The organism is Nonomuraea rhodomycinica, from assembly GCF_013363995.1.
In the GTDB taxonomy this organism is placed as follows: Bacteria; Actinomycetota; Actinomycetes; order Streptosporangiales; family Streptosporangiaceae; genus Nonomuraea; species Nonomuraea rhodomycinica.
Genome location: NZ_JABWGO010000005.1, coordinates 1 through 11,881, shown reverse-complemented (window position 1 = coordinate 11,881; position 11,881 = coordinate 1). Strand labels below are relative to the sequence as shown.

Sequence of the window (11,881 nt, the reverse complement as noted above, 5' to 3'; positions counted from 1 at the left end):
GTGGTTCGAAAGGGGCATGACGGACGGCGGTGTTCCTCCTGGGGGAGGAGGAGACGGCCGGCAAAACGCGATATGTTGCGTCTCATGACTGACCCTGGAGGAGTGCGCGCGTCCGACGCCGAGCGCGAGGCCGTCGTGGAGCGACTCCGCGTGGCCTCCGTGGAGGGCCGCCTCTCGCTGGCCGAGCTGACCGACCGCACCGAGGCCGCCTACAGCGCCGTCACCCATGCCGAGCTCGCCCTGCTCACCCAGGACCTGCCGGGTGCCGGGCAGCCCGCGGCGTTCCCCGCCGCCCCGCGGCCGGCCCAGCGCGGGCGGCGCTGGTTCGTGGGCGTGATGGGCGACACCAAGCGGCGCGGCGCCTGGCGGATCGACCAGGAGCTGGGCGCGGTGGCCGTGATGGGCGACGTGCTGCTCGACCTGCGCGAGGCCGAGGCCCGCACCGACGTGGTGGACATCACGGCCGTCTCCGTGATGGGGGACGTCAAGATCATCGTGCCGGACGGCGTGCACGTGGACCTCGACGGCATGGCGGTCATGGGCGACAAGCGGGTGGACGTGCAGCAGGCCGCCCCGGGCATGAACGTGCCGGTGGTGCGGGTCCGCGCGTACGCGGTGATGGGCGATGTGAAGGTGGTCGGCGACTCGCGCGCGGAGCCGGTGCGGCGCGGGCTCGCGGCCTGGCGCGAGCACTGGAGGCGGCTGCACGGCGACGACTGGCGCGACGGCAACCGCCGCCTGCCCGGCGACGACGGCCGCCGGGGCATCCACGGCCACTGAGCCGGCGGCGGCTCCTCAGCACGCCGTGGCAAGCCGGTGACGGCTCAGGAGGCCGCGGCCTCGGCGGGGGCGCGCAGGGCGGCGTCGTAGCGTTCCAGCAGCACCCGCGCCACCTCGGGCGCGGGACCGAGCACGTCCGCCACCACGTCGGCGCCCGCGGCGAGCGTCGCCCGGCGCACCTTGTCGGCGAACAGCCCCGGAGCCAGCAGGTACGGCGCGACGGCCACGCGCGGCGCGCCCGCCTCCCGCAGCAGCCGCACCGCCTCCTCCGGCGTCGGCGACGCGGCCGACGCGTACGCCGGGACGGCCCCCCACCAGCCGCCCGACAGCGCCCACTCCCCGGCCACCCGCGCCACGACGGCGTTGGCGCGAGCGTCGCTGGAACCGGCCGACACCAGCACCACGGCCGTCCCCGGGTCGCGCGGCGCCACCCCGGCCTCGGCCAGGCGCCGCTCCAGCGCGCCCACCAGCAGCGGGTGCGGCCCGAGCGTGGCGCCGTAGCGGACGCGCAGCCGCGGCTCGCGCGCCCGCACCTCGTTCAGCGCCGACGGCAGGTCCACGCGCGAGTGGTACGCCTCGGTGAGCAGCAGCGGCAGCACCACGGCCGCGCCCAGACCGGCCAGCGCCTGGCCCAGGCTCGGCGCAGCATGGTCCAGGTACGCCGAGCGGACCGGCAGGCCCGGCCGGGCCCGCCGTACCTCCTCCAGCAGCGCCTCCACGACGGCCGCGGCGCGCGGGTCGCGCGAGCCGTGCGCCACCGCCACCAGAGGCGGGCGCTGGCCCGCCCCGTCTGCCAACGGGGCGGGCCACATGCCGGGGACTACAGGTGAATGCCGCATTCGACCTTCCCCAGCCCCGCCCAGCGCCCGCTGCGCGGGTCCTCGCCCTCCGCGACCTGCCGGGTGCAGGGGGCGCAGCCGATCGAGGGGTAGTTGTCGTAGTGGAGCGGGTTGATGAGCACCCCGTTGTCGGCGATGTAGTTGTCGACCTCTTCCTGGGTCCACCGGGCGATGGGGTTGACCTTGACCATCTGCCGCTTGGCGTCCCACTCGACGACCTTGGTGCCGGCCCTGGTGGGCGACTCGTCGCGGCGGATGCCGGAGATCCACGCGAGGTAGGGCTCCAGCGCGCGGTTGAGCGGCTCGACCTTGCGCAGGTAGCAGCACAGGTCGGGGTTGCGGCCGAACAGGCGCGGGCCGAGGTCGCGCTCCTGCTCCTCCACCGTGCGCGACGGCTTGATGTCGATCACGTTGACGTCGTAGACCTGCCGGACGGCGTCCCGGGTGCCGACCGTCTCGGCGAAGTGGTAACCCGTGTCGATGAACAGCACGTCCACACCGGGCTTGACCCGGCTCACCAGGTCGATGAGCAGCGCGTCGCTCATCGACGAGGTCAGGCACAGCCGGTCGCCGAACGTCGCCGCCGCCCAGCGGATGATCTCGCGGGCGGGCGCGTCCTCCAGGAACACGGCGGCCGACTCGACGATGTCCTGCAGGTCGAGGGTGCCGCGCTGACTCCGGAGTCCGACCTCGATGTCCACCAGCGTCACAGGTTCACTCCGATCCCCAGGAACTTCAGCTTGAAAGCGCGGGCGCAGGAGCGGCAGTACCAGCCCCCGTCGCCCTCGTACGGTTCGAGGTCCTCGTCGCCGCAGTACGGGCAGTGGAACGGGACGGCGCGCTCGCTCATCGCAGGTCCGCCTCGTCCGCGCGCTGCACCCAGTCGGCGAAGGACTCGCCCTCCTTCTTCTGGGTGTCGTAGTGGGTGACGACCCGCTCCACGTAGTCGGGCAGGGCCGCGGCCGTGGTCTTCAGGCCGCGCACCTTCCGGCCGAAGCCGGAGTTGACGCCGAGCGAGCCGCCGAGGTGGATCTGGAAGCCCTCGACCTGGTCACCGTTGTCGTCCACGACGAGCTGCCCCTTGAGGCCGATGTCGGCCACCTGGATGCGGGCGCAGGAGTTGGGGCAGCCGTTGACGTTGATCGTCAGCGGCTCCTGGAAGCCGGGCAGCCGCCGCTCCAGCTCGTCGACGAGGTCGGAGGCCGTGGCCTTGGTCTCGACGATGGCGAGCTTGCAGTACTCGATGCCGGTGCAGGCCATGGTCTGGCGCCGGAACGTGGAGGGGTTGACCTGGAGGTCGTTGGCCTCCAGCTCGGCCACCAGCGACTCGACCCGGTCGGGGGCGACGTCGAGGATGACCATCTTCTGCTCGACCGTGGTGCGGACGCGCCCGGAGCCGTGCCGCTCGGCGATGTCGGCGACCAGGTGCAGCTTGTCGCCGTCGAGGCGGCCCACCCTGGGCGCGAAGCCGACGTAGAAGTTGCCGTCCTGCTGCGGGAAGACGCCGACGTGGTCGCGGCGCGAGCCGCGCGGCTGGGCCGGCGCCGGCCCGTCGGGCAGGGGCTCCTTGAGGTACTCGGTCTCCAGCACCTCGCGGAACTTCTCGGGTCCCCAGTCGTTGACGAGGAACTTGATGCGCGCCCGGTGGCGCAGCCGCCGGTAGCCGTAGTCGCGGAAGATGCCGGCCACGCCGGCCCAGACCTCGCCCACCTGGTCGGGGCGGACGAACACGCCGATCCGCTTGCCGAACATCGGGTTGGTGGACAGGCCGCCGCCCACCCACAGGTCGTAGCCCTTCTCGCCGCCCGGCAGCTCGACGCCGACGAACGCCACGTCGTTGATCTCGTGGACGGTGCAGTGGGCGGGGCAGCCGCTGATCGCGGTCTTGAACTTGCGCGGCAGGTTGGAGAAGGCGGGGTCGCCGATGAACCGGTCGTAGACCTCCTGGATCTGCTCGGTGGCGTCGATCACCTCGTCGGTGTCGATGCCGGCCAGCGGGCAGCCCAGGATGACGCGCGGGGTGTCGCCGCACGCCTCGGTGGTGGACAGGCCGACGGCCTCCAGGCGCTCCCAGATGTCGGGCACCGACTCGATCTCGATCCAGTGCAGCTGGATGTTCTGCCGGTCGGTCAGGTCGGCGGTGCCGCGGCCGTACAGGTTGGAGATGTCGGCGATCGCGCGGAGCTGGCGCAGGTCGAGCTGGCCGCCGTCGATCCTGACGCGGAGCATGAAGTAGCGGTCGTCCAGCTCCTCCGGCTCCAGGATCGCGGTCTTGCCGCCGTCGATGCCGGGCTTACGCTGGGTGTACAGGCCGTACCAGCGCATGCGTCCGCGCAGGTCGGCCGGGTCGATCGAGTCGAAGCCGCCCTTGGAGTAGATGTCGATGATCCGCTGGCGGACGTTGAGCCCGTCGTCGTTCTTCTTGTTCTCCTCGTTCTTGTTGAGCGGCTCACGGTAACCGAGAGCCCACTGACCCTCGCCGCGCGGGCGCTTGTGGTGCCGGCTGGCAGGAGTGCTCATGGCGCGTCCTTCGCATCATGGGCGCGCGCGTACTTCCTCCCGCCTCGTCGTCGAGTGCGGGGGTTGCGAAGAGGAGTGCGACGCCCTCAGGTGAGAGAAATCTGGGGATGATCAGCGGGCGTCACGACAGATGGCGCTGCGGACACGCTGAAGGTCGACGTGGCGTCGGCCGACGAGCATGGGGTCCGCTGGCATGTATACGAAGATACTCGGGCTGTCCGGGATGTCCAACATCGGTCCAGACTCTGGACGTGATCACCCCTGGCGGGGCCAGTCCAGCGGGGACTCGTCCTCCTTGCTCTCCGTCTGATGCTGACAGTCGCACCACGACCCGCCGCGGCACTCCTCGTGCCGCCGCTCCTTGCAGCTCTCGCAGATCACGTTCCGCATTATTCCCCGTAGAACGTCGTTCGGTTAGGGTGGCGGCCATGGACCTCATGGGCGAGCTGCTCGCCGACCTGCGCGCGGAGACCGACTCGCTGGAGGCCCTGCTCACCCCGCTGGGCCCCGCCCAGTGGGAGCTGCCCACCCCCGCCGAGGGCTGGGCGGTGCGCGACCAGGTCGCCCACCTCGCCTGGTTCGACGACGCGGCCCGCACCGCCGCCACCGACCCCGCCGCGTTCCGCGCCTCGCTCGAAGGGTTCGCCATCGAGGCGGACACGGTGGACGAGCTGGCCTTCCGCTCGCGCGGCATGCCCGCCGCCGAGCTGCACGCCTGGTTCCGCGACGCCCGCGCCCGCAGCCTGGAGGCGTTCGCCCGGCTCGGCGCGCGCGACCGGATCCCCTGGTACGGGCCCGACATGTCGGCCGCCTCGTTCGTCACCGCCCGCCTCATGGAGACCTGGGCACACGGCGAGGACGTGGCCGCCGCGCTCGGCGTCACCCGCGAGCCGACCGCCCGGCTGCGGCACGTGGCCATGCTCGGGGTCAGGGCCCGCCCCTACGGGTTCGCCGTGCGCGGGCTGCCCCTCCCGGCCGAGCCCGTACGGGTGGAGCTGACGCCTCCCGGCGGCGGCGAGCCGTGGACCGCCGGCCCGGCGGACGCCCCCGACGTGGTGCGCGGGCCCATGCTCGACTTCTGCCTGCTCGTCACCCGGCGCGTCCACCTCGCCGACACCGCCCTGGAGATCACCGGCCCCGCCGCCCGCGCCTGGGCGGAGGTGGCCCAGGCGTTCGCCGGTCCCCCCGGCGAGGGACGTGCGCCCAGGTCGGGGTAGGTTCAGGGGCATACCGGATGCCGCGTGGCGCACGCCCGGTGACAAGCTGTAGCCATGCGCACGGTTCTCAACGTCATCTGGCTGGTCTTCGCCGGCATCTGGCTTGCCCTCGGGTACGCCCTGGCGGGGATCGTCTGCTGCATCCTCATCATCACGATCCCGTTCGGCATCGCCTCGTTCCGGATCGCCGCGTACGCGCTGTGGCCCTTCGGCCGCACCGTCGTGCGCGACCCCCAGGCCGGGGTGTTCTCGCTGATCGGCAACATCATCTGGTGCGTGGTCGCCGGGATCTGGCTGGCCATCGGCCACGTCCTGACCTCGATCCCGCTGTTCCTGTCGGTCATCGGCATCCCGCTGGCCGTCGCGAACCTCAAACTGGTGCCCGTCTCGCTGCTGCCGCTCGGAGCGCGCATCGTCGACAACGACCAGGGCAGGGTCATGGGGACATAAGCTGTCCGGAAGAGTCACTGCGAAAGCTTGGTCCTGGTGCCATGACCTCCACCGACCTGCCCACGCGGGCGAGGAAGCGCATCGCCTCCAACGTCCGCGCCGGGCTGAGCCGGGCACGCGACACGAAGGCCTGGGCGATCCTGCGCGACGCCGTCGACGCCGGCGTCACCTACCGGGTCACCGGGCTGGCGGGCGAGGCGGCCTTCTTCGCCCTGCTGTCGCTGCCCCCGTTCGTGCTGGGCGTCATCGGCGTCATCGGCAAACTCGGCACCTGGCTCGGCCAGGAGACGGTCCAGCAGGTGCGCGCGTGGGTGGTCGAGCAGGCCGGCGTGCTGTTCACCCAGGACGCCATCGACCGGGTCGTCAACCCGCTCATGAACGACGTGCTGCGCGACGACGCCAGCAAGGTCTCCATCATCTCCCTGGGCTTCCTGCTGTCGCTGTGGTCCGGCTCGCGGGCCCTGTACGTGTACGTCGACCTCATCTCCGTGGCGTACGGGCTGGGCGAGGCGCGGGGCATCGTGCGCACCCGCCTGATGTCGTTCGGCCTCTACGTCGTCGGCCTGGCCGTCGCCATCGTCGTCATGCCCATCCTCGTCATCGGCCCCACCCTGCTCAAGGACGCCCTGCCGGCCCAGTTCGGCGTCCTCATCGACGTCCTCTACTGGCCCGTGGTGATCATCGGGTCGGTGGCGTTCCTCACCGTGCTGTACCACGTGAGCGTGCCGGTGCGCACCAAGGTCTACCGGGAGCTGCCGGGGGCCGTGCTGGCGCTGTTCCTGTGGATCGTGTGCGCCGCCGTGCTGCGCGCCGTGCTCGCCGAGTGGTTCTCGCCCGTCTCCGTGTACGGCTCGCTGGCCGCGCCCATCGCCGTGCTGCTCTGGCTGTACATCACGGCGCTGGCCGTGCTCATCGGCGCCATCCTGAACGCGGAGGTGGACAAGTGGTGGCCGGGCACCGGCCGGGCCCGCCCGGGCGACGCGGAGGACACAGCAGTCACGCTGGACGCGGCAGCCACGCGCGAGTGAGCCGGGAGCACCACTTCCGCTATCGTCTGTAGGGTCGCGACTGGCGCATGAGGTGGGCTCACCACCGGGGAGCGGAAGGGAGCGGAGGCCGTGCGCCTGGGTCTTCGCCGGATGTCAATGATGACAGGGGAGTCATGAGTTCTCTCGCTAGCGTCGACCCGCGGATCGCCGAGCTCATCCAGGCCGAGGAGCGCCGCCAGGCCGACACCGTCAAGCTGATCGCCTCCGAGAACTACGTCTCCAAGGCCGTCCTGGAGGCGACGGGCACCGTCCTGACCAACAAGTACTCCGAGGGCTACCCCGGCAAGCGCTACTACGAGGGCCAGCAGGTCATCGACCAGATCGAGACCCTGGCGATCGAGCGGGCCAAGGCGCTGTTCGGCGTCAACCACGCCAACGTCCAGCCCTACTCCGGCTCCCCGGCCAACCTCGCCGTCTACATGGCGTTCCTGCAGCCGGGCGACACCGTCATGGGCATGGGCCTGCCGTTCGGCGGCCACCTCACCCACGGCTGGTCGGTCTCGGCCACCGGCAAGTGGTTCACCCCGGTCCGCTACGGCGTGCGCAAGGACACCGGCCGCGTCGACCTCGACGAGGTCCGCGAGCTGGCCCTGGAGCACCGGCCGAAGCTCATCTTCTGCGGCGGCACCGCCATCCCGCGCACGATCGACTTCGAGGGCTTCGCCGCGATCGCCCGCGAGGTGGGCGCCGTGCTCGCCGCCGACATCGCGCACATCGCCGGTCTCGTCGCGGGCGGCGCGCACCCGTCGCCGGTCGGCCACGCCGACGTGATCTCCACGACCACCCACAAGACGCTGCGCGGCCCGCGCGGCGCCATGCTCATGGCGACCTCCGACGAGCACGCCACCGCGCTCAACAAGGCCGTCTTCCCGGGCCTGCAGGGCGGCCCGCACAACCACACGACCGCCGCCATCGCCGTCGCCCTGCACGAGGCGTCCACCGACGCGTTCAAGGCGTACGCCCACCAGGTGGTCGCCAACGCCAAGACGCTGGCCGACGAGCTGGGCAGCCGCGGTTTCGACCTCGTCTCCGGCGGCACCGACAACCACCTGATCCTGCTCGACCTCACGCCCAAGGGCATCGGCGGCAAGCCCGCCGCCCAGGCGCTCGACCGGGCCGGCCTGGAGACCAACTACAACACGGTCCCGTTCGACACCCGCAAGCCGTTCGACCCGTCGGGCATCCGCATCGGCACCCCGTCGGTCACCTCGCGCGGCATGGGCGAGGCGGAGATGCGGCAGATCGGCGCCTGGATCGACGAGGTCGTCACCGCCCTGGCCAAGGGCGACGCCGAGGACGTCATCACGCGCGTCCACCACGAGGTCAGCGAGCTGACCGCCCAGTTCCCGGCGCCGGGCCTGTCCTAGCGCCTCCCGGGCGCCGGGCCTGTCCCGGCGCCTTTCGCCGGGCCGGTCATGACGCCGCGCGTCGCGCGGCGCACGACCGGCCCACCTGGATCAGTCAGCGGCTCGGACTGCACGCGCGTCCGGCCCATCCTGGCCGCCCGCGTCTCGGCGCCCACGTCTCGGCGCCCACGTCTCGATGCCCACATCTCGGCGGCCTCGGTGAACGCCGTTTCGGCGAACGCGGCCTCGTCACCTCGCCCTCCGGCCCCAGCAGGGTCTCCTCGACCCCGTCGGCGTTGTCTGACAGCGCTGTCAATCGCCCGGCTTGACCAAACCGGACCAGAGTCCGTATCTTGTCGTCATCCAACAACCGGACCATAGTCCGCTAAATTGAGGAGCCGGCACACCATGGGCAAGCTGCTGCACATCTCCGCCTCACCCCGTGGGGAGGCGTCGGAGTCGTTGCGGATCGCGCGGGTCTTCACGGAGACCTACCAGGAGGCGCACCCCGGTGACGAGGTAGAGCACTGGGACCTGTGGGACGGGTCGCTGCCGGACTTCGCCGTCGGGGCCAGGGCGAAGATGACGGTGTTCGGCGGGAAGGAGCCGCAGGGCGCCGAGGCCGAGGCGTGGGCCGCGGCCCGCAGGACGTTCGAGAGGTTCGACTCCGCCGACCGGCTGCTCTTCAGCGTCCCCATGTGGAACGCGTCGGTGCCGTACGTGCTCAAGCAGTTCATCGACGTCGTCAGCCAGCCCGGCTGGATCTTCACCGTCGACCCGGTGACCGGGTACGGCCACCAGCTGGCGGGGCGCGGCAAGCGGGTCGCCGTCGTCTACACCAGCGCGGTATGGGGACCGCCGCTCGGCCCGGAGTTCGGCAGCGACTTCCAGTCGACGTTCTTCGACGACTGGCTGCGCTGGACCGGGCTGACCGACATCCAGGACATCCGGTTCCACCCCACCCTCGCCGGCGACTGGGACGAGGCGCGGCGCGAGGCCGACGCGCGGGCCCGCGACATCGCGAAGGTCTTCTGATGGCCCTGTCCGAGGAGGAGGGGCTGCGACTCGTCCGGGAGTACGGCGCGGCGGACCGGTGGCTCGCGGTGCTCGTGACGCTGCGCCCGGACGGGCAGCCCTCCGTCAGCGTCGTCAACGCCGGGGTCCTGCCGCATCCGACGACCGGGGCCGCCACGGTCGCCTTCGTGGCCCGCGGGGGCACCGCGAAGCTGGCGAACCTGCGCCGGGACCCGCACGCCACGCTCGTCTTCCGCGCCGGATGGGAGTGGGTCGCCGTCCGGGGAGCCACCGAGCTCGCGGGACCCGACGATCCGCTCCCGGGGATCGGCCCCGACCGGCTGCCGGGGCTGCTGCGCGACATCTACCACGCGGCCGGTGGGCATCACTCTGACCTGGCCGAATACGACCGGGCGATGGCTGAGGAGCGCCGTACGGCCGTGCTGCTGCGGCCTGCCCGATTCACCACCAATCCCTCCGGGACCGAACATCAGGAGCACGGATGACAACAGACGCTTCCGCGACGCCGCCCGTCGCGGCCGGCACCGTGCAGGTCTGGTCGGACCTGCTGTGCCCGTTCGCCTACGTCGGCCTGCTGCGGCTGCGCCGGGCGCGCGAGCGACTCGGACTGGACGGAGCCGTGCGGCTGGAGCACCGGACGTTCCCCCTGGAGCTGTTCAACGGCCCGCACCCCCGCCGCGGCACCGACACCGAGGCCGTCGGACTGGGGCAGATCGAGCCCGAGGCGGAGTTCCGGGTCTGGACCGCCGCCGACGACCTCTACCCCCACACCGTGCTGCTCGCCGCGGAAGCCGTGCACGCCGCGAGCGCGCAGAGCCTGGAGGCCGCAGAGGAGCTCGACCTCGCGTTGCGCCGGGCGTTCTGGACCCACTCCCGGTCGATCAGCCACCGGCAGGTCATCCTGGAGGTCGCGGGCGAACTGGCGGACGGCGTCGTCGACGTGACCGAGCTGGCCGCCGCGCTGGACAGCGGCCGGCACCGGGCCGACGTCATGCGCGACTTCGCCATCTCGCAGACCGACGCCGTTCCCGGCAGCCCGACGTTCCGCCTCCACGACGGAACCGCCGTCCACAACCCCGGCATCCAGGTGCGCTGGGAGGGTCCATGGGCCGCCGGCTTCCCCGTCGTCGGCTCCCACGACCCCGGCGTGTACGACGACCTGCTCGAACGAGCCGCTCAGCCGTGACCGTCGAAGCCGTGCTGCGGCGGGTCGTCGTCGGCGTGCTGGAGACCAACTGCTGGATCCTGCACGCCCACGGCGATCGCCGGGCGCTGGTCGTGGACCCGGGAGACGATCCGGGTCGCGTCCTGGACGCCGTGGCCGACCTTGACGTGGTCGCCGTGGCCCTCACCCACGCGCACTTCGACCACGTCCTGGCCGTGCCCGAGGTCGTGGACGCGCTGGGCGTCCCGGTCCTCGCGCACCCCGCCGACCAGCCCGTATGGCCGAACGAGGTCGCGACCGCCCGCCGCACCGGCCACTGGGACGCGGGCACCGCGACGGCCGACATCCTCGCGCGCGATCCCGCTCGGCTGGCCTTCTCCGGTGACGCCCGGCTGTGGGACGGGGTGACCGTACCGGTCCTGGACGGCGAGATCCTCCCTGTCGGCCCCCTGCGGGTCCGTGCCCTGCACACCCCTGGACACACCCCGGGAGGGCTGACCCTGGCCGTGGACTCGCACCTGCTCACCGGCGACACCCTGTTCCCCGGCGGGCCGGGGCTCACCGGCCCGCCGCTGTCGGACTTCACGGTCGTCATCCGGTCCGTACGCAGGCTTCTCGGGTTCCCCGGCGCGACCCTCGTCCATCCCGGGCACGGCCCCGACACCACCGTCGCGACCGAACTGCCGCACCTCGACGAGTGGATCGCACGCGGTTGGTAGCCTCCGCGCCGCCGGAGACGGGGCTCAGCCGTAGTAGTCGCGGATCTCCCAGAAGCGGGAGGGGTGGCCGTCGCAGGTGTACTGGACGGCCTCGACGTTGTTGTCGGTGCTGACGCCGCCGGCGATGGTGAGGCACTTGCCGGTCTGGACGTTCCGGAACTGGACGTGCTGGCCGACCTGATCGCCGAGCGCCCAGTAGCGCGAGGGGTGGCTGTCGCAGGTGTACTGCAGGGCGACGACGTTGTTGTCGGTGCTGACGCCGCCGGCGATGGTGAGGCACTTGCCGGTCTGGCGGTTCCTGATCTGCAGGTACGCGCTGGAGTAGCCCCAGACGTCCCAGCGGCGGGAGGGGTGGCTGTCGCAGGTGTACTGGACGGCGTGGACGTTGTTGTCGGTGCTGACGCCGCCGGCGATGGTCAGGCACTTGCCGGTCTGCCAGTTCACGAGCTGGACGTTCGACGCCGCTCAGACGGCCGTGGACGCCGCCGCCGCGGATGCCGGGGTGGTGGTGGTCGCGCCGAGGGCGAGGAGCGGGGCGATGACGACTGCCGCGCGAAGAGCGTGTGACTTCATGGGACCCAGCGTGCGGGCGTGGGGCCGGGACGGCCTGAGTACCCCGTACTCAAGGCGTGGTCCCGGCCACCTGGCGCGGGTCACAGGCTGCGGGCGGTGATGTCGCCGTGGGAGGTGGTGGCGTGGATGTCGAGCTCGGGGGCGCCGTCGTTCTTGAGGGCGTTGCTGATGCGGCCGTGGGTGGTGGC

Annotated in this window: 15 protein-coding genes and 1 riboswitch; of the genes, 9 read left to right on the top strand and 6 right to left on the bottom strand. The window is 71.9% G+C overall.

Translation table 11 applies throughout. The features are described 5' to 3' along the window. Positions 1–84: 84 nt before the first annotated feature. Positions 85–780 carry a DUF1707 SHOCT-like domain-containing protein gene (locus HT134_RS21615; RefSeq protein ID WP_175602272.1) on the top strand — a complete coding sequence of 232 codons (696 nt, stop codon included), beginning with the start codon at positions 85–87 and terminating at the stop codon, positions 778–780. A 44-nt stretch (positions 781–824) separates the two neighbouring features. On the opposite strand, the gene HT134_RS21610 is transcribed toward HT134_RS21615, so the two are convergent. From HT134_RS21610 to HT134_RS48115, 5 genes are all read right to left on the bottom strand, one after another. After that, complete coding sequence (locus tag HT134_RS21610; RefSeq protein ID WP_175602271.1) at positions 825–1,592, bottom strand: sirohydrochlorin chelatase; 768 nt, start codon at positions 1,590–1,592, stop codon at positions 825–827. Positions 1,593–1,600: 8 nt separating this feature from the next. Further along, positions 1,601–2,329, bottom strand: coding sequence for a phosphoadenylyl-sulfate reductase (locus tag HT134_RS21605; protein WP_175602270.1), 729 nt, complete (start codon positions 2,327–2,329; stop codon positions 1,601–1,603). After that, on the bottom strand, positions 2,326–2,469 hold the full coding sequence (locus tag HT134_RS21600; protein ID WP_175602269.1) for an Insertion element protein: 144 nt from the start codon (positions 2,467–2,469) through the stop codon (positions 2,326–2,328). Before HT134_RS21600 ends, HT134_RS21605 begins: the two co-directional genes overlap by 4 nt. Further along, a complete protein-coding gene (locus HT134_RS21595) occupies positions 2,466–4,139 on the bottom strand; it encodes a nitrite/sulfite reductase (RefSeq protein ID WP_175602268.1) in 1,674 nt (557 codons plus the stop codon). The genes HT134_RS21600 and HT134_RS21595 overlap by 4 nt, the downstream gene beginning before the upstream one ends. Positions 4,140–4,250: 111 nt before the next feature. Continuing rightward, on the bottom strand, positions 4,251–4,334 hold the full coding sequence (locus HT134_RS48115) for a putative leader peptide (protein ID WP_350809452.1): 84 nt from the start codon (positions 4,332–4,334) through the stop codon (positions 4,251–4,253). A gap of 233 nt (positions 4,335–4,567) precedes the next feature. Between HT134_RS48115 and HT134_RS21590 the strand changes: the two genes are divergently transcribed. From HT134_RS21590 to HT134_RS21555, 8 genes are all read left to right on the top strand, one after another. Continuing rightward, complete coding sequence (locus tag HT134_RS21590; RefSeq protein WP_175602267.1) at positions 4,568–5,356, top strand: TIGR03084 family metal-binding protein; 789 nt, start codon at positions 4,568–4,570, stop codon at positions 5,354–5,356. Positions 5,357–5,410: 54 nt separating this feature from the next. Continuing rightward, entirely contained in the window at positions 5,411–5,806 is a 396-nt protein-coding gene (locus HT134_RS21585) for a YccF domain-containing protein (protein ID WP_175602266.1), read from the top strand. A 41-nt stretch (positions 5,807–5,847) separates the two neighbouring features. Beyond that, entirely contained in the window at positions 5,848–6,834 is a 987-nt protein-coding gene (locus HT134_RS21580; protein WP_175602265.1) for a YihY/virulence factor BrkB family protein, read from the top strand. 26 nt (positions 6,835–6,860) lie between these two features. Continuing rightward, positions 6,861–6,943, top strand: a riboswitch (ZMP/ZTP riboswitch). A 25-nt stretch (positions 6,944–6,968) separates the two neighbouring features. Then, the gene (gene glyA, locus HT134_RS21575) at positions 6,969–8,222 is read left to right on the top strand and encodes a serine hydroxymethyltransferase (RefSeq protein WP_175602264.1); all 1,254 of its coding nucleotides are present in this window, start codon (positions 6,969–6,971) and stop codon (positions 8,220–8,222) included. Positions 8,223–8,609: 387 nt separating this feature from the next. Then, a complete protein-coding gene (locus tag HT134_RS21570) occupies positions 8,610–9,236 on the top strand; it encodes an FMN-dependent NADH-azoreductase (protein ID WP_175602263.1) in 627 nt (208 codons plus the stop codon). Further along, a complete protein-coding gene (locus HT134_RS21565) occupies positions 9,236–9,721 on the top strand; it encodes a TIGR03618 family F420-dependent PPOX class oxidoreductase (protein ID WP_175602262.1) in 486 nt (161 codons plus the stop codon). Before HT134_RS21570 ends, HT134_RS21565 begins: the two co-directional genes overlap by 1 nt. Then, on the top strand, positions 9,718–10,422 hold the full coding sequence (locus tag HT134_RS21560) for a DsbA family oxidoreductase (RefSeq protein ID WP_175602261.1): 705 nt from the start codon (positions 9,718–9,720) through the stop codon (positions 10,420–10,422). Before HT134_RS21565 ends, HT134_RS21560 begins: the two co-directional genes overlap by 4 nt. Further along, a complete protein-coding gene (locus tag HT134_RS21555) occupies positions 10,419–11,120 on the top strand; it encodes an MBL fold metallo-hydrolase (protein WP_175602260.1) in 702 nt (233 codons plus the stop codon). Before HT134_RS21560 ends, HT134_RS21555 begins: the two co-directional genes overlap by 4 nt. 24 nt (positions 11,121–11,144) lie before the next feature. On the opposite strand, the gene HT134_RS21550 is transcribed toward HT134_RS21555, so the two are convergent. After that, on the bottom strand, positions 11,145–11,564 hold the full coding sequence (locus HT134_RS21550; RefSeq protein WP_175602259.1) for an RICIN domain-containing protein: 420 nt from the start codon (positions 11,562–11,564) through the stop codon (positions 11,145–11,147). Positions 11,565–11,881: the final 317 nt, after the last annotated feature.